Origin of the sequence: Salibaculum halophilum, assembly GCF_002094885.1 — a bacterium.
In the GTDB taxonomy this organism is placed as follows: Bacteria; Pseudomonadota; Alphaproteobacteria; order Rhodobacterales; family Rhodobacteraceae; genus Salibaculum; species Salibaculum halophilum.
This window is the reverse complement of sequence record NZ_MSIT01000008.1, coordinates 19,818-37,079: the sequence shown is the minus strand read 5'-3', so window position 1 is coordinate 37,079 and position 17,262 is coordinate 19,818. Positions and strand designations below refer to the sequence as shown.

17 protein-coding genes are annotated in these 17,262 nt (G+C 67.9%); 13 read left to right on the top strand and 4 right to left on the bottom strand.

The features are described 5' to 3' along the window. Positions 1-2: 2 nt before the first annotated feature. The 4 genes from BU124_RS06935 to miaA form a co-directional block, all read right to left on the bottom strand. Positions 3-1,049 (bottom strand): ABC transporter permease, encoded by a 1,047-nt coding sequence (locus BU124_RS06935; RefSeq protein ID WP_084862053.1) that lies wholly within the window; start codon positions 1,047-1,049, stop codon positions 3-5. 75 nt (positions 1,050-1,124) lie between these two features. Beyond that, positions 1,125-2,792 (bottom strand): ABC transporter substrate-binding protein, encoded by a 1,668-nt coding sequence (locus BU124_RS06930; RefSeq protein ID WP_084862051.1) that lies wholly within the window; start codon positions 2,790-2,792, stop codon positions 1,125-1,127. Positions 2,793-2,988: 196 nt separating this feature from the next. Then, on the bottom strand, positions 2,989-3,852 hold the full coding sequence (locus BU124_RS06925; protein WP_084862049.1) for a helix-turn-helix domain-containing protein: 864 nt from the start codon (positions 3,850-3,852) through the stop codon (positions 2,989-2,991). A gap of 118 nt (positions 3,853-3,970) precedes the next feature. Next, a complete protein-coding gene (miaA, locus tag BU124_RS06920; protein ID WP_084862047.1) occupies positions 3,971-4,843 on the bottom strand; it encodes a tRNA (adenosine(37)-N6)-dimethylallyltransferase MiaA in 873 nt (290 codons plus the stop codon). Positions 4,844-4,926: 83 nt separating this feature from the next. Here miaA and pyrH point away from each other — a divergent pair, with 83 nt between their 5' ends. From pyrH to lpxB, 13 genes are all read left to right on the top strand, one after another. Beyond that, positions 4,927-5,652, top strand: coding sequence for a UMP kinase (gene pyrH / locus BU124_RS06915; RefSeq protein WP_084862045.1), 726 nt, complete (start codon positions 4,927-4,929; stop codon positions 5,650-5,652). Positions 5,653-5,805: 153 nt separating this feature from the next. Next, positions 5,806-6,369 (top strand): ribosome recycling factor, encoded by a 564-nt coding sequence (gene frr, locus BU124_RS06910; RefSeq protein ID WP_084862043.1) that lies wholly within the window; start codon positions 5,806-5,808, stop codon positions 6,367-6,369. Positions 6,370-6,571: 202 nt separating this feature from the next. Continuing rightward, positions 6,572-7,294 carry a polyprenyl diphosphate synthase gene (gene uppS / locus BU124_RS06905; RefSeq protein WP_084862040.1) on the top strand — a complete coding sequence of 241 codons (723 nt, stop codon included), beginning with the start codon at positions 6,572-6,574 and terminating at the stop codon, positions 7,292-7,294. An 11-nt stretch (positions 7,295-7,305) separates the two neighbouring features. Next, positions 7,306-8,112 (top strand): phosphatidate cytidylyltransferase, encoded by an 807-nt coding sequence (locus tag BU124_RS06900; RefSeq protein ID WP_084862038.1) that lies wholly within the window; start codon positions 7,306-7,308, stop codon positions 8,110-8,112. Then, positions 8,109-9,281 (top strand): 1-deoxy-D-xylulose-5-phosphate reductoisomerase, encoded by a 1,173-nt coding sequence (gene dxr, locus BU124_RS06895; protein WP_084862036.1) that lies wholly within the window; start codon positions 8,109-8,111, stop codon positions 9,279-9,281. Before BU124_RS06900 ends, dxr begins: the two co-directional genes overlap by 4 nt. A gap of 3 nt (positions 9,282-9,284) precedes the next feature. Next, positions 9,285-10,616, top strand: coding sequence for an RIP metalloprotease RseP (gene rseP / locus BU124_RS06890; protein ID WP_084862034.1), 1,332 nt, complete (start codon positions 9,285-9,287; stop codon positions 10,614-10,616). Positions 10,617-10,693: 77 nt separating this feature from the next. After that, positions 10,694-10,822: a hypothetical protein gene (locus BU124_RS15125; RefSeq protein WP_281250896.1), complete on the top strand. Its 129-nt coding sequence runs from the start codon at positions 10,694-10,696 to the stop codon at positions 10,820-10,822. 173 nt (positions 10,823-10,995) lie between these two features. Next, a complete protein-coding gene (bamA, locus tag BU124_RS06885; RefSeq protein WP_143529910.1) occupies positions 10,996-13,314 on the top strand; it encodes an outer membrane protein assembly factor BamA in 2,319 nt (772 codons plus the stop codon). Next, positions 13,314-13,898 carry an OmpH/Skp family outer membrane protein gene (locus BU124_RS06880; RefSeq protein WP_084862030.1) on the top strand — a complete coding sequence of 195 codons (585 nt, stop codon included), beginning with the start codon at positions 13,314-13,316 and terminating at the stop codon, positions 13,896-13,898. Before bamA ends, BU124_RS06880 begins: the two co-directional genes overlap by 1 nt. 62 nt (positions 13,899-13,960) lie before the next feature. After that, positions 13,961-14,422 carry a 3-hydroxyacyl-ACP dehydratase FabZ gene (gene fabZ / locus BU124_RS06875; RefSeq protein WP_084862028.1) on the top strand — a complete coding sequence of 154 codons (462 nt, stop codon included), beginning with the start codon at positions 13,961-13,963 and terminating at the stop codon, positions 14,420-14,422. After that, positions 14,419-15,201 (top strand): acyl-ACP--UDP-N-acetylglucosamine O-acyltransferase, encoded by a 783-nt coding sequence (gene lpxA, locus BU124_RS06870; protein WP_084862026.1) that lies wholly within the window; start codon positions 14,419-14,421, stop codon positions 15,199-15,201. The genes fabZ and lpxA overlap by 4 nt, the downstream gene beginning before the upstream one ends. Further along, positions 15,201-16,091 carry an LpxI family protein gene (locus tag BU124_RS06865; RefSeq protein ID WP_084862024.1) on the top strand — a complete coding sequence of 297 codons (891 nt, stop codon included), beginning with the start codon at positions 15,201-15,203 and terminating at the stop codon, positions 16,089-16,091. Before lpxA ends, BU124_RS06865 begins: the two co-directional genes overlap by 1 nt. Further along, a complete protein-coding gene (lpxB, locus tag BU124_RS06860) occupies positions 16,088-17,233 on the top strand; it encodes a lipid-A-disaccharide synthase (RefSeq protein WP_084862022.1) in 1,146 nt (381 codons plus the stop codon). The genes BU124_RS06865 and lpxB overlap by 4 nt, the downstream gene beginning before the upstream one ends. The last annotated feature ends 29 nt before the right edge of the window (positions 17,234-17,262 follow it).

Sequence of the window (17,262 nt, the reverse complement as noted above, 5' to 3'; positions counted from 1 at the left end):
CCTCAGGACATGCGGATGCGCGGGTTGAGGAAGACATAGCCGATGTCCGAGATCAGCTGCGTGGCCAGGACCACGAAGACGGACACGACCGAAACGCCGAGCAGCAACTCGATGTCGTTGTTGCCCGCCGCCTGCACCAGCGTCCAGCCGAAGCCCTTGTAGTTGAAAAGCGTTTCGACGATGACGACGCCGTTCAGCAGCCATGGAAACTGCAGCATGATCACCGTGAAGGGCGCGATCAGCGCGTTGCGCAGCGCGTGGCGCAGCACGATGCTGCGAAACCCGACGCCCTTGAGGCGCGCGGTGCGGATATACTGCGCGGTCATCACCTCAGTCATCGCGGCGCGGGTCATCCGCGCGATGTAGCCCATCCCGTAAAGGGCCACGGTCAGCACCGGCAGGGTGAAATTCTCGAAGGTGATGTTGTCCATCGCCGAGGTCGCCGTGCCCTTGAACCACTGCATGTTGAAGGCCGCGGTCGCGAAGACGGCAATGAAGACCACGCCCGAGACGTATTCCGGTGTCGCGGTCGAGAGGATCGAGACCGTCGAGAGCGACCGGTCGGTGCGCGAGCCCTCGTTCATGCCCGCCAGGACGCCGATAACCAGCGCGCCGGGCACCATGACCAGCATCACGAAGAACATCAGCTTGGCAGTCTGCCAGCCCCTCTCGCCGAGGATTCGGGCCACCTCGTCGCGAAAGACGGTGGAATAGCCCCAGTCCCCCTGCAGCACGCCGCAGAAGGTCGCCGTCTCCGCGGTCACGGCGCCGCCGTCGGCGCAGCGCGCGCGTGTCTCGCCGTCGCGGCCCGTGCTGACATGGCCCGGCAGAACGCCGAGCCACTCTCCGTATTTGACAAGCACGTTGCGGTTGTAGCCGCGTTCGTCCAGCCACGAGGCGACCTGCGCATCGGTCATGCGCATGTTGCCCTGCGTCTTGGCCAGTTTCTCGAGGTTGGGCTGCAGGTTGGTCAGCCAGAAGACGATGAAGGTCAGGCACAGGGCCGTCAGAAGCATGACGCCGGCGCGGCGGAGTATGAAAACGCCCATGGGATTTTCCCTCTTCGGTCCGGCGCGCCCGGCGTGTGCAGCCGCGTGCCCGCACGCGGCCGCAGGATGGTGTCGTCAGGCGGCGAAGCCGAACTTGTAGAGGTGGAATTCCTGCGCGGGATGCTTTTCGACACCGACAAGAGTGCCGTTCTGGTGGCTGAAAAGCGACCGCCAGTAGGGCTGGATCATGACGCCGTCGTCCCGCATCACCTGCTCGATCCGCGCCATGACCTCGCGCCGCGCGTCAGCATCGGCGATGGACAGGGCCTCGTCCAGCAGGGCCTCGAATTCGGGGTTGGAATATGCCGACTCGTTCCAGGCCTCGCCCGAGACATAGGCAAGCGCGAGGACCTGAACGGCCAGCGGGCGATGCGCCCAGCTCGTGGCGCTGAAGGGGAACTTGTTCCAGTCGTTCCAGTATGTCGCGCCGGGCAGCACCGACCGGCGAACGGCAATCCCGGCATCGCGCAACTGCGCGGCGACAGCATCGCCCGAGTTGCGCTCCCAGTCGTCGTCGATCGTGACAAGCTCGTGCTCGAAGTCGGCGAAGTCGGTGGTGTCGAGCAGGGCGCGCGCGCCCTCGGGGTCGAACGGTGCAGGGCCGATATCGGCATAGGCCGGGTGGATGGGGCAGACGTGGTGATCCTCGCCGACCGAGCCGCGATCCGAATACCCCAGTTCGAGCACGATTCTGTTGTCCACGGCGAGGGCGAGCGCGCGGCGCACGTCGGCGCTGGCATAGGGGACGCGGCCATCGACCTCGGCCACCTGGTTGAAGCGGAAAACAAGGGTTGCAGCGGTGATGGTCTCGCTCTTGGTCCAGCCCAGCTGGTCGAACAGGTCGATGAATTCGCCCACGGTCTCGTAGGTCATGTCGACCTCGTCGGCGGCAGCAGCGGCCACCCAGGACGCCGGGTCGGTGCCGTAGTCGATGAACTCGATGCGGTCCAGGTAGGGTCCGCCATAGACCTCGGTGCCCCACCAGTCATGGTCGGGATGCCGCTCGATCACCGCCTTGACGCCCACCTGCAGCGACACCGGGCGGAAGGGGCCGGTGCCGATTCCGTGTTCGTAGATATCGCCGCCGTTGTAGCTTTCGTGCACGATCGCCGCGGGGTAGTCCGACATGTTGGCGATGATGGCGATGTCGGGCCTGGACAGCCGCAGCCGGACGGTCAGCTCATCGACGATCTCGATGGCGCCTTCGCGGGCTTGGCCGGTGTCCGGGTCGATCAGCCCGCCCATGCGGGCCGACATGGAGTTTTCCTCCAGGCTGGTATCGCACCAGCCGGCAATGTTGCGCGCCACGTCTGTGGCGGTGAAGGGGTCGCCGTTGTTCCAGGTGACACCGGGCCGGACGTTCAGCAGGTATTCCGTCGCGTCGTCGTTGACCTCCCAGCTTTCGAGCAGCATGCCGCGGAAGCTGCCGTCGGTGGTGTATTCGACGAGATATTCCAGAAAGCCCCGCGCCAGGTTGCCGACTTCCGACCAGTCGAAGGCGCGCGGCTCCTTCATGGCCTTGACACTCATCTGGATACGCAGGGTGCCGCCCTGTTGCGCTTGGCCGGCGGCCTGTGCGGGTTGTTCAAGGCCCAGCAGCCCGTAGGCCGCGGCCGAGGTCACGCCAAGCGCGGTGGTGCGTGCAAGGAATTCGCGGCGCGACAGTTTTCCGGCCTTGGCGTCCTTTACGTAGGTCGCCACCGCCGGGTGCAGCGGGCCCCCTGTAAGGGTCTGTTCGGTCATGACTTGTCTCCCTGTGACACATTGATCTCGGTGTGCGTCGGGCCGCAACCCATGGCCACCCACCACCCGCTATTGAACTTTGAAAACAGGCCTGTGCAGGGCGGCCTTGTCGGGTTTGGTTTCCCGCGGGGTCTCAATCGCCGCACTCGATCATCTCGACGTCAGTTTGCGACAGTCCCATGTTCCGAAAGCGACATCAAGACAGAAAACGTCCGCCCGGCCCCGGGGCGACCCGGGTGTCGGCGCCACCCGGCGTGCCGCTGCTCTTGCGAAAGGCCGAGGGCGTCTCGCCGGTGCGGCCCTGGAAGGCGCGGGTGAAATAGGCCGCCGAGCCGAAGCCGAGACTGCTGGCGATCTCGCGTATGGGGCGATCGCTGTCGCGCAGCAGTACCCGTGCCTCGTAGAGGATACGATCGTTGAGGAGGTCCAGCGCCGACTTGCCGCAGGTCTGCTTGCAGCACCGCGTCAGGTGCGTCGGCGTCACGCCCAGCCCGGCGGCATAGTCCGCCACCCCCTTGTGGGCGTGAAAATCCCGCTCGACCAGGTCAGTGTAGGCGGCCACCAGACGGGCGGCGGCGCTCTGGTGACGGCGGTCGAAAGGCTCGGTGCCCTGGGCGGCGAGCTGGCGCTCGAAGAAGACGGAAAGCAGGCTCAGGTGGTGATGCGCCGCGCGTTCGGCGCCCGGCTGGCTGGATTGCAGTTCCCGTTCCAGGTGGTCGAAATGGGTGGCAAGTTCCTTTTGCGCGGCGACGTCGCGCAGCCGCAGGTGCCGGCTTTCCTCGGGCCAGTCCGTCGTCATAGCGCGCGGGATGGTCACGATCTGGCCGAAGACCGCGGCGCCCACCTCGAAGCCGTACATCGTGCGCGCGGGCACGAAAATCAGGTTGTTCGGGCCGTAGCCGCTAGTCAGCCCCGCGACGGTGATACGGCCCTGACCCCTGGCGAAGAAGATCAGGCGGGCGCTGTCATGGCTGCGCATGGCCTCGGTGCGCCACTTGCTGCGGGCGCTGCCCTGGCCGAAGGCGGTCAGCGTCAGCCGGTTCGGGCCGTCAGGCGGCATGGCGCGTCCTCGAAAAGGTTCGATTTCGTCAATCATGCGTGGCAAAGCCCCAGCAATCAACGACTGATTTGTCGAAAAACTGCCAGTCGTGTGGATAACCCGGTGGACAGCCTGTGCGTTACTCCGATTCCGGCGGGGTCAGCCAGCGCCAGCGCCCCAGCCGCGCGCGGGCCCATGTGCGCTGGCGCTTGGCATAACGGCGCGAGGCGATCACGGCCCGCGTCCGGGCCGTATCCAGCGTGATCTCGCCGTCGAGGTGCGCGATCAGCTCTTTCGCGCCGATGGTGCGCGCGGATTGCTGTGCCGGGTCCCAGTGCGGGTGCATGGCGCGGGCCTCCTCCAGCGCGCCGGCGGCAAGCATGCGCGCGAAGCGGGCTTCGATGCGTGTGTTGAGCCAGTCCACCCCTGGCGCCAGCACAAGCGGTGCCGCCTCCGAGACGGGCAGCAGCGGCGGCGGCGTCGCCGCCTGCCAGGCCCGGATCGACCGGCCGGTGGCGCGCTGCACTTCCCAGGCGCGCTGGACCCGGGCCCGGTTTTGCAAGTCCAGCCCGGCGCGGGTCTCGGCATCGAGCGCCGCGATGAGCGCATCCAGCGCCAGCGCATCGCCGGCCTGCCGCACCTCGGCCGGGGTCGGCGGGATATCGGCCAGCCCCTCCGTCAGGGCCATGAAGTAAAGCCCGGTGCCGCCCACGATGATCGGGCGCTCCGGACCGGCCAGCAGGGGCGCGACATCGCGCAGCCAGTCGCCCGCCGAATAGGCCGCGTCATGGGGCAGGTGGCCGTAGAGGGCATGCGGCGCGGCGGCGCGGTCGGCCGCGTCCGGCTGGGCCGACAGCAGCGGCCATCCACGATAGACCTGCAGCGCGTCGGCGTTGACGATGACCCCGCCCTGCGCCCGCGCGATGCGCAGCGCCAGCGCGGATTTGCCGCTGGCCGTGGGGCCATGGATCAGCACCGGGCGCGCCGGGTCGATGGTCGTCAGGTCAAGCATCACTTTAAGCCGGGTCCGCCATTGCACAGGCCGGGGTTTTCCGACATTTTGGCGCTGGCGAAAAGCAATTGCAGGGGACCCCGATGTCAGACACCCGGAAGACGGCGTTCAGCAGGGTCCTTCTGAAAATCTCCGGCGAGGCCCTGATGGGCGACCAGGCTTACGGCCTGCATCCGCCCACGGTTGAACGGATCGCCCGCGAGGTGCAATCGGTCCACGAGATGGGCGTCGAAATCTGCATGGTGATCGGCGGCGGCAATGTCTTTCGCGGGTTGCAGGGCAGCGCCCAGGGCATGGAACGGACGACCGCCGACTACATGGGGATGCTGGCCACGGTGATGAACGCGCTGGCGATGCAGGCCGCGCTCGAGGGACTGGGGGTCTATACACGAGTGATTTCGGCGATCCGTATGGACGAGGTCGCCGAACCCTACATCCGCCGCCGCGCGGTGCGTCACCTCGAAAAGAAGCGCGTCTGCATATTCGCCGCCGGCACCGGCAATCCGTATTTCACCACCGATACCGCCGCGACCTTGCGCGCCAACGAGATGAACTGCGAGGCCATCTTCAAGGGCACCAAGGTCGACGGGGTCTATGATCGGGACCCGGTGAAATACGCCGACGCGGTGCGCTACGACCACATTTCCTATGACGAGGTGCTTCAGAAGCATCTGGGCGTGATGGACGCCAGCGCCATCGCGCTGGCCCGCGACAACACCCTGCCGATCATCGTCTTCTCTCTGGACGAGCCGGGGGGCTTTCGCGGAATCCTCGCGGGCGAGGGCGCCTACACCCGCGTCGGGGGGTAGGCGCGGCCGCGCGCGGGCGGTCGACCACCCGCCCTGCCGGCGTCGACGCAGACTGTCCGCGGGTCCCGCGGGCGATTTCGCCGCGCCCGCGACTATACAAGGCCCCGCCCTTGCCTGTATAGCGGGGCGAAACGCAAGACCGAGAGCAGCTACATGTCAGACGATTTCATCCTCGATACCGACGACCTAACCCGCCGCATGGAGGGCGCGATGTCCAACCTGCGCACCGAGTTCGCCTCGCTGCGCACGGGCCGGGCCTCCGCCTCGATGCTCGAGCCTGTCCAGGTCGAGGCCTACGGCCAAATGACCCCGATCAACCAAGTCGGCACGGTCAATGTGCCCGAGCCGCGCATGGTCACCGTCAACGTCTGGGACAAGTCCATGGTGAACAAGGTCGAAAAGGCCATCCGCGAAAGCGGGCTGGGCATCAACCCGCAACTCAACGGCACCATCATCATGCTGCCCATCCCCGAGCTGAACGAGGAACGCCGCCGCGAGCTGGGCAAGGTCGCCGGGCAGTACGCCGAGAACGCCCGCGTCTCGATCCGCAACGTGCGCCGCGACGGCATGGACCGCATCAAGAAGGCCAAGGCCGACGGCCTGTCCGAGGACGACCAGAAGTTCTGGGAACAGGAAGTGCAGGAGATGACGGACAAGTATATCAAGCAGGTGGACGACGCGCTGGAGCACAAACAGGCGGAGATCATGCAGGTTTGATCCGGCATCCCGGAAATGGTCCGGTGGACCAATTCGCCGGATCAAAGGGCGGAGCCCCGGACGCGGCCGTACCGACAAGAGGCGTCCGTCACGGCGCAACGAGTTCGGGGTACAGACATTCGGCGGTTCGCGCGACACACCCGCCCGGGGCGATGACAGACAGGCGGCGGGCACACGCCCGCGCAGGCAACGGAGGCCCGGGATGGGCACACAGATCAAGACCGGCGGACCGCGCCACGTGGCCATCATCATGGACGGCAACGGCCGCTGGGCGCAGATGCGGGGTCGGCCGCGGCTCTTCGGTCATCAGGCGGGGGCGCGGCGCGTGCGCGAGATCGTCCAGGCCTGCCCGGACAACAACGTCAAGTATCTGACGATCTTCGCCTTTTCGACCGAGAACTGGAAGCGCACCCAGGCCGAGGTCGCGGGCCTGATGAAGCTGTTCCGCCGCTACATCGAGCGCGAGGCGCAGGATCTTCTGCGCAACGGCGTGCGGGTGCGCTTCATCGGCGACCGCGTGCGGCTGGACGAAAAGCTTGTCGCAATGATGGACGAGCTGGAGCTTCTGACCGCCGACAACGACCGGGTGCACCTGACCGTGGCCATCAACTACGGCGGCCGCGACGAGGTGGCTCGCGCCACCCGCCGCCTGGCTCAGGACGTCGCCGCCGGCCGGCTGTCGCCGCGGGACGTGGGAGACGAGACCCTGCCGCGTTACCTCGATACCTGCTTTCTGCCCGACCCCGACCTGGTGATCCGCACCAGCGGCGAGGCGCGCATCTCGAATTTCCTGCTCTGGCAGTCGGCCTATGCGGAATACGAGTTCATCGACACGCTCTGGCCCGACTTCACCCGGGCCGAGTTCGCGCGGGTCGTGGCCGGCTACAAGACGCGCGATCGGCGCTTCGGGGCGGTCAGGGCCTGAGCCCCGTGACGATGCCGCCGCCCGCACGACCCGGCAAATGGGGGGATCTCTCCGCAAGGTTCTGGTCGGGGGTGGCCATGGGCGTTGTCGGCATCGGCGCGATCCTGCTGGGCGGGGTCTGGTTCCAGATGCTGGTGATCTTCGTCACCGCCGTGATGGTCTGGGAATGCTGGATCATGATCCGCGGCGCCTCGCCCGTCTCGGGGATGCTGGTTGCTGCCGGGGTCGCCTCGGTGATGGCCGCGCAGGTCTTCGACGGGCCCGAGACGCGGCAATTCCTGCCGCTGTTCCTGGTCGCGCCGCTGGTGGGGGCCTGCGTGCTGCCGCGCGAGCGGCTGACTTTTGCGGTCTTCGCGCTGGCCATCCAGGTGGCGGGCTGGGGGCTGGCGCATCTCCGGCTGGACTACGGTATGACCTGGCTGCTCTGGCTGGTTGGTCTCGTGGTGGTCACCGACATTGCCGGCTATTTCGCGGGCAAGGCCCTGGGCGGGCCGAAGTTCTGGCCCGCCGTCAGCCCCAAGAAGACCTGGGCCGGCACCCTTGCGGGTTGGGCCGCCGCCGCCGGGGTCGGGGCCGGTGTTGCCGCGCTCACCCCGGCGGGGGCGGGGATCGTCGTGCTGTCGGTTCTGCTCAGTTTCGCCGGGCAGATGGGCGATATCCTGGAAAGCGCCTTCAAGCGGCGCCAGGGGGTCAAGGACAGCTCGGCGCTGATCCCCGGCCACGGCGGGTTGTTCGACCGGTTCGATGCGCTGTTGGGCGCGGCGCTGGCGCTTTTGCTGGTGGCGGGCGTGGCGGGCCTGCCCGGAGGCCCGTCATGAAGCGGATCAGCATTCTCGGCGCCACCGGCTCCATCGGGCAATCCACGCTGGACCTGGTGCGCCGCGCGCCCGGGGCCTACCGGGTCGTGGCCCTGACCGGCGGGCAGAACATCGCCCGGCTTGCCGCCGATGCGCGCGAAGTCGGGGCCGAGATCGCCGTGACGGCCGACCCCGCGCGGCTGGCCGACCTGCGCGCCGCACTCGCCGGATCGGGGGTGGCGGCCGCCGCCGGCGCCGCGGCCATCGCCGAGGCCGCCGCGCGGCCCGCCGACTGGATCATGTCGGCCATCGTCGGGGCCGCGGGCCTGCCGCCGGGGCTGACGGCGCTGGAACAGGGCACCACGCTGGCGCTGGCCAACAAGGAATCTCTGGTTACCGCCGGGCCGCTGCTGCTGGGGCAGGCGGCCAAACACGGTGCCACGGTCCTGCCCGTGGACAGCGAACATTCGGCCATCTTCCAGGCGCTGGCGGGCGAAGACATCGCCACGGTCGAGCGCGTCATTATCACCGCCAGCGGCGGCGCCTTCCGGGATCGCCCGCTGGAGGATCTGGCCCGCGTCACCGTGGCCGAGGCCTCGGCCCACCCCAACTGGGACATGGGCCAGCGGATCACCATCGACAGCGCCTCGATGTTCAACAAGGCCATGGAGCTGATTGAAACCCATGAGTTTTTTGGCATCGCCCCCGACCGGATCGAGGCCATCGTCCACCCCGAGAGCCTGGTGCACGCGCTGGTGGGGTTTACCGACGGGGGCCTGATGGCCCATGTCGGCCCGCCCGATATGCGCCACGCCATCGGCTATGCGCTGCACTGGCCCGACCGCGGCCCGGTTCCGGTCGAGCGACTGGACCTGGCCCGCATCGGCCAACTGAATTTCCGCGCGCCCTGTCACGACCGCTACCCGGCGCTGGCGCTGGCGCACCGCGCGATGGCGCAGGGCGGGCTCGCCGGAGCCGTCTTCAACGGCGCAAAGGAGGCGGCGCTGGACGGCTTCATCGCCGGCGAGATCGGGTTTCTCGACATGGCGCGCGTCGTCGAGGCGGTACTCGACGACACTTTGTCCCGCGAGGGGCTGCAAAATGCCACGATTAGCCTAGATACCGTGCAGCACGCAGATGCGGTGGCCCGCCGGGCCGCCCGCGCCCGGATCGAGCAGAAAAGAGCCTGACACGTGGATTTCATCAATTTCCTTCCGAATTTCGGCAGCCCCGTCCTGACCATCCTGGCCTTCGTGCTGGCCCTTTCTATCATCGTGGCGATCCATGAATACGGCCATTACATTGTCGGCCGCTGGTCGGGGATCGAGGCCGAGGTCTTTTCCATCGGTTTCGGCCCGGTGATATGGTCGGGTACGGACCGGCGCGGCACCCGCTGGCAACTGGCCGCGCTGCCGCTGGGCGGTTACGTCAAGTTCCTGGGCGACGGCAACGCCGCCAGCGTGGGCGGTGACGATACGGCCGAGAAGGGCCGCAACACGATGCTGGGCGCGCCGCTCTGGGCGCGGGCGGCCACGGTGGCCGCCGGGCCGGTGTTCAACTTCATCTTGTCGTTCTTCATCTTCGCGGGGCTCCTGGTCTCGCTGGGTCAGCCGATGACGCCGCTGACCGTGTCCAGCGTGCCGGAGTGGCCCGAAAGCCGCGCCATGGGGCTGCAACCGGGCGACACAATCCTGCGAATCGAGGGCAAGCGGCTGAACTATCCCGAGGGTTTCGGCGCCGCGCTCGAGGCGCTGCCCTCTGAGCCGGCGCTGGCCTACGAGGTTCGCCGCGACGGCGAGCGCATTACCGTGCGCGGCCCGCATCCGGCCCCCTCGCGGGTGCAGTCGATCACGCCTCGCTCGGCCGCCGACGATGCCGGGCTGCGCATCGGTGACCTAATCCTGTCGATGAATGGCACCCCAGTCTACAGCTTCATGGACATGGTCGATGTGGTGAATGACACCGGTGCCGCACCGATCACCCTGTCTGTCTGGCGGGACGGCACTGTGCGCGAGGAAATCCTGACGCCGCGCATGGTCGCCATCCCGCAGGAGGACGGCTCGATGCGCGACGAGCCCAAGATGGGCATCGGCGATGGCGGGCTGTTCTTCGAGCCGCAGACCATGACGGTCGGCCTGTTGGAGGCCGTGAAACTCGGCGCGCAGCAGGTCTGGTTCATTATCGCGCAGTCGCTCAACGGACTCTGGCACATCCTGTCGGGGGCGATTTCCACGTGCAACCTGTCCGGCCCTGTGGGGATCGCCGAGACCGCCGGCTCGATGGCCAGCCAGGGGGCCGAATCCTTCATCACCTTTATTGCGGTGATGTCGACGGCGATCGGGCTACTGAACCTGTTCCCGATCCCGGTGCTGGATGGCGGCCACCTTGTCTTCCACGCCTGGGAGGCGGTGACCGGCAAGCCGCCCAGTGACGGCGCGCTGCGCGTCCTCATGGCGATCGGGCTGTCACTGATCGGCACGCTGATGCTCTTCGCGATCGCCAACGACCTGTTCCTGTGCCCCTGACATAACATGGCCTTGCCCTCTTTCGGTCACAATTGACGGCCATCCTAACGGCCAGGTAATCCGAAAGGAGGGAACCCATGCAGACGCTCACAGCCGGATACCGCGGGGTGTCCCTGCTGGTCGATCTCAACTGGGATCGGCTGCTTTACATCGGGACGCTCTTTGCCGCGCTGCTCTTCGGGGCCTGGCTCGGCAGCACGCTTTAGCGCCGCCACCGTCTGACACTGCAAGATCCCCGCGTGACCGGGCCCGCGGTTGCGCGGCCCCGGGGGCATGTCACCGCACACCGGCGCGACGCGGCTTTGACATCGTTGCTTTGACAAGCCCGGTGGCGGGGGATAGACCGTTCCCATCTGGGATGTCTGAACGAGCCAACAAAATGAGCAGTATTGCCGCGACCGCGCCGCCGCGTTTCTCCGGGTCTTTCCGAGTGTCGATCGGGGCCATCGCCTTTCTTGTCCTCTTGGCGATACTGGCGCTGCCCGCTGGCATGGCCCGGGCCCAGAGTTACAGCTTCTCCAACGTGCAGGTGCAGGGCAACCAGCGCATCGAGACGGGCACGATCCTAAGTTACCTGGGCTTCGGCCAAGGCGAGACGGTGTCGGCGGCCGAGGTCAACGCCGCCGCCCGGCGCATCCGCGACACCGGCCTGTTCGAGACCGTGTCCGTCACCCCGCGCGGCGGCACGCTGGTCATCGCCGTCGACGAGAATCCCACCGTCAACCGGATCAGTTTCGAGGGCAATTCGCGTCTGAGCGACGACGAACTGGGCCCCCTTGTGCGAAGCCAGCCGCGCCGGGTGTACTCGCCCGTCCAGGCCGAGGCGGACACCGCGCGGATCGTGCAGGCCTACATCGAGCAGGGCCGCGTCAACGCCAGCGTCACCCCCCGCATCATCGCGCGCAGCGACAACCGCGTCGACCTGGTGTTCGAGATCTTTGAGGGCGGCGTGACCGAGGTCGAACGCATCAGCTTCGTGGGCAACCGCACCTATTCCGACCGGCGCCTGCGGCGGGTTCTGGAAACCAAGCAGGCGGGCCTGCTGCGGGCCATCATCCAGAACGATACCTTCATCGCCGACCGGATCGAGTTCGACCGCCAGGTCCTCACCGATTTCTACCGCTCGCGGGGCTACGTTGATTTCGAGGTTCTCAACGTCGATGTGGCGCTGACCCGCGGCCGCGATGCTTACCTGATCACCTTCAACGTGCAGGAAGGCCAGAAGTTCCGCGTGGGCGACGTGCAGGTCACCTCCGAGGTGGCCGAGGCCAACCCGGCCCTGTTCGAACAGGCGCTGCGCCTTCGCAGCGGGGCGGTCTATTCGCCCACCCTGATCGAGCGTGACATCGCGCGGCTGGAACGCCTGGCCATCCGCGAGGGGCTGACGCTGGTCCGGGCGGACCCGCGCATTTCCCGCAATGACCGCGCGCTGACACTGGACGTGAACTTCGCGCTGGTGCGCGGCGAACGCATCTTCGTGGAACGGATCGACATCGAGGGCAACACCACCACGCTGGACCGGGTGATCCGCTCGCAGTTCGAGGTGGTCGAGGGCGACCCCTTCAACCCGCGCCAGATCCGCCAGAGCGCCGAACGCATCCGCGCGCTGGGGTTCTTTTCCAACGTTGACGTCAACACGAGCCAGGGTTCGGCCCCCGACCAGGTCGTCGTCGACGTGGACGTCGAGGAGGGCCCCACCGGGTCGCTGTCCTTCGGCGGCAACTACTCGACCGACAACGGGTTCTCGCTGCTGGCCTCCTACAACCAGCGCAACCTGCTGGGCCGCGGGCAGGCGCTGGCCTTCGACCTGCAGTGGTCGCAGGATGCCCAGAACCTGAGCCTGGATTTCACAGAGCCGCGTCTGCTGGGCCGCGACCTGCGCTTCGGCTTCGCGGTGAACTATCGCCAGACCGACAACGAGGGCGCCACGCTCTATGACACGCAGAATTTCGGTCTGCGTCCGTCGCTGAACTTCCCGGTCAGCGAGAACGGCCGCCTGACGGTCTACTACGAATACGACTACACCGACCTGTTCAACATCGACACGACCTCGGCCTATATCGCGGATGACGCGGGGTCGGTCGGCACCAACAGTCTCGGCTATACCTACAGTTTCGACACCCGCCGCACCGGGCTGAACCCGACGGCCGGCGTGCTGCTGCGTTTCGGTCAGCAGTTCGGCTTTGGCGACGATACCTTCGTCAAGACCTCGGCCGAGGCGACGGCGCAGACGCTTGTCCTCAACGAGGAGGTGACACTGCGCGCCACCATCGAGGGCGGGGCGCTGTCCTACAACGACGGGCAGAGCCGGATCACCGACCGCTATTTCCTTGGCAGCAGCATCATGCGCGGCTTCGAGCCGGGCGGCGTGGGGCCGCGAGACAAAACGACTGACGATGCCCTCGGCGGTAACTACTACGCGGTGGCGCGGCTGGAGGCGGAATTCCCCCTCGGTCTGCCCGAGGAATACGGGATCACCGGCGGTGTCTTCCTTGATCACGGGTCCGTCTGGGACATCGGTCAACCAACTGGCGGGAACGTTGATTACAACGACTACACGCCGCGCACGATCGCCGGTGTCTCGATCTTCTGGACCACGCCGATCGGGCCGCTGCGCTTCAACTTCTCCGAACCGATCGACGTCCAGCCCCGCGACGAGACGCAGGGCTTTGACCTGACAATCTCGACGGAGTTCTGATGGCCCGGGCCGGGCGGTGGCTGGCGATACTCGTGCTGGGGCTGCTGGGGCATGTCGCGGCCGCGCAGGATGCTCCCGAGGGGCCGTTGGACACTGACTTCCCCGTGGCCACCATGGACACGCCGATCCTGACCATCGACCTGGAGCAGTTGTTCCAGGAGTCGCGCTTCGGCAAAGCCGTGGTCGAGGATTACAACGCCGAGCGCCGGGCGCTGGCCAACGAGAACCGCAAGATCGCCGAGGACCTGCGCGCCGAGGAACTGGAACTGACCGAGCGCCGCCCGGACATGGATCCGGAGGTCTTCCGTGAGGAGGCCGCGGAATTCGACGAGAAGGCGCGCGGTATCCGCGAGGCCCAGGACGCCAAGGAGGCGGCGATCGAGGACAGCCTGGCGCGGGCGCAGGATGAATTCGTGCGCGTCATCCAGCCCATCCTCGGCGAGATCCTGACCGACCGGGGCGCCTCGGTCATCATGCACCAGCAGTCGGTCCTGCTGTCGCTCGACCGGATCGACATCACCGAGCCCGCCATCGACCGCATCGACGACCAGATCGGCGACGGTGCCGAGTTCCGCCAGGACTGAGCCTGCTTGCCCCCGCCGGGTCCAGTTGCTAACCCCGGTGCGATCATCCTGCAGGAGTTGCCATGACCGCGCCCGTCACGACCGCCGACATCCAGTTGATCCAGCGCATCCTGCCGCATCGCTATCCCTTCCTTCTGGTTGACCGGGTGGTGGATATCGACGGCACGTCCTCGGCGCGCGGGCTCAAGAACGTCACCATGAACGAGCCGCATTTCCAGGGCCACTTTCCCGGCACTCCGATCATGCCCGGCGTGACGATCATCGAGGCCATGGCCCAGACCGCCGCCGTCATGGTGGGCACCACGATGGGCCTGGCCGACAAGAATATGCTGATCTACTTCATGGGTATCGACGGGGCCAAGTTCCGCCGCAAGGTGGTCCCCGGCGACATTCTGGAAATGCAGGTCGACACGACGCGTGGCAAGCCCGGCGGCAAGGTCTGGAAGTTCCGCGGTGTCGCCACGGTGGAGGGCGAGATGGCCGCGGAGGCCGATTTCACCGCCATGATGGACCTGTCCGGGTGAGCGCCGAGGTCCACCCCAGCGCCATCGTCGAGCCCGGCGCCGCGCTTGGCGAAGGCTGCCGGGTCGGGCCGTTCTGCGTTGTCGGGCCGCAGGTGCGGCTGGGCGACGGGGTCGAGCTCAAGTCCCATGTCGTCGTCACCGGCGACACCCACGTCGGCGCGGGCACGACGATCTTTCCCTTCGCGGTGATCGGCGAGATCCCGCAGGACCTCAAGTTCGGCGGCGAGGACACCAAGCTGCGCATCGGCGCGCGAAATCGCATCCGCGAACACGTCACCATGAACCCCGGCACCGCCGGCGGTGGAGGGGTGACCCGCGTGGGCGACGACGGCCTGTTCATGGCCGGCTGCCACATCGCGCATGACGCGCAGGTCGGGAACAACGTGATCGTCGTCAACCAGAGCGCCATCGCCGGGCATGTCGTGCTCGAGGATGACGTGATCGTCGGCGGGCTGTGCGGCATTCACCAGTTCGTGCGCATCGGCAAGGGGGCCATCATCGGCGCGCTTTCCATGGTGGCCAACGACGTCATCCCGCACGGGCTGGTGCAGGGCCCGCGCGGCGAACTGGACGGGCTGAACCTCGTGGGGCTCAAGCGCAAAGGGGTCAAGCGCGACGACATCACCGCCCTGCGCGCCGCCTTCCAGACGTTGCGCGACGGCGAGGGCAGTTTCATGGACCGCGCCCGGCGCCTGTCCGAGGAAAGCGACAGCGCCCATGTCGCCGAGATGGTCGCCTTCATCCTTGGCGAGAGCGACCGCAGCTTCCTGACGCCGTGATGCTGGCGCTGGTCGCAGGGCAGGGCGGTCTGCCGCCCCATCTGGCCCGAGTGCTGGCCGACCAGGGCGCGGCGCCGATGATCTGCGAAATGGAGCAGTTCCCGTCCGAGGTGGCGGGCGATTTGCCGCGCCTGATCTTCCGGCTGGAAACCCTGGGCAGCGTCCTTGCCACGCTGGTGGACCGCGGCGTGACCCAGGTCTGCCTGGCCGGCGCGGTGCAGCGCCCGCAGGTGGACCCGGCGCGCATCGACGCGGCCACGACACCGTTGGTGCCGCGGCTCACGGCGGCCATGGCCCGGGGCGACGACGGCACCCTGCGCGAGATCATCGCGATCATCGAAGAGCATGGCCTGACGGTGGTCGGCGCGCATCAGATCGACCCCGATTTGCTGCCCTCCGAGGGTATCCATTGCGGCCGCCTGCCCGACGCGATCGCGAACGATCAGGCTGCCGCCCGCGCCGCGCTGGACCAGATGGGCCGCGACGATCAGGGCCAGGCCGTCGTCGTGGCCCGGGGCGACGTGATCGCGCGCGAGGACGCGCGCGGTACCGCGGCCATGCTCGACGACCTCGCCACAGGAACGCCGCCGCCGCCCGAGGAAGATGCCTGGGATACCCTGGCCAGCCCCTTCACGGCCATGGCTGACTGGTTCACTGGCCAGCAGCCCCCGCGCCCCGACCCGGCCGGCGGGGTGCTGTTCAAGGCCCCCAAGCCGGGCCAGGAGCTGCGCGCCGACATGCCGCTGATCGGGCCAGACACGGCCGATCGGGTGGTCCGCGCCGGTCTGGCGGGGATCGCGGTGCAGGCGGGCGGCGTCCTGGTGCTTGACCGGGTCCGCGTCGTCGAGACGCTGGAAGCGGCGGGCAGGTTCCTCTGGGTGATGCCGTGAAGGTCTTCGTCATCGCCGGCGAACCCTCGGGCGATCGGCTGGGCGCGGCGCTTCTGGCGGGGCTGAAGGAACTGGCGCCGGGCGTCGTAGTCGAGGGCGTCGGCGGGCCGCTGATGCAGGCCGAGGGGCTGGACAGCCTGTTCGACATGGACGAGCTGTCGGTCATGGGACTGGCCGAGATCCTGCCGAAATACCGTCACCTGCAACGCCGCATCCGACAGACGGCCGAGGCCGCCATCGCCGCGCAGGCAGACGTGGTCATCGGCATTGACAGCCCGGAATTCTGCCTGCGCGTGGCGCGGCGGGTCAAGGCGGGGTCCAATATCCGCACTGTGCATTACGTCGCCCCCACCGTCTGGGCCTGGCGGCCGGGCCGGGCGGACCGGATGGCGCAGGTGATCGACCAAGTGCTGGCGCTGTTTCCCTTCGAGCCGCCCTACATGCGCGCCGCCGGGATGGCCTGCGATTTCGTCGGCCACCCCGTCGCGACCGAACCGCCCGTGACCGCGGCCGAGATCGCCGCGTTCCGCGTTCGCCACGGGCTGGAGGCGGGGCGCGAGACGCTGATGATCCTGCCCGGCTCGCGCCGCTCCGAGGTCGCGCGGCTGGCCTCGCCCTTCCTTGCCGCGCATGACCAGGCCGGGCTGGGGGAGATGCAGGTGCTGGTGCCGACCCTGCCGCACCTGCGTGCCACGGTGGCCGAGCAGTTCGGCGGGATCGAGGCGCGGGTGATCGACGGGGCCGGGCAGGGCGCGGCGCAGGCCGCGCGCGAGCGGTTCGTGGCCATGGCCGTGGCCGATCTGGCGCTGGCCGCCTCGGGGACCGTGTCGCTGGAACTGGCCGCGGCGCGCACGCCCATGGTGATCGCCTACGACATGGCCTGGCTGAGCCGCCAGATCATCGGCCGGATGCTGCGCACCGACACGGTGACGCTGGTCAACCTCGTCTCGGACACCCGCGTGGTGCCGGAATTCATCGGCGCGGATTGCCGCCCCGCACCCATTGCCCAGGCCTTGCGCGCCGTCCGCGCCGCGCCAGAGACGCAACTGCAGGCGTTGGACCTGACGATGGACCGGCTGGGGCGCGGGGCAGCACCGCCGGGCCTGCGCGCCGCGCGCGCGGTTCTTGACCGGCTGGCGTGACTTGCCGGCACCGCCCGCGTGCCGCAAGG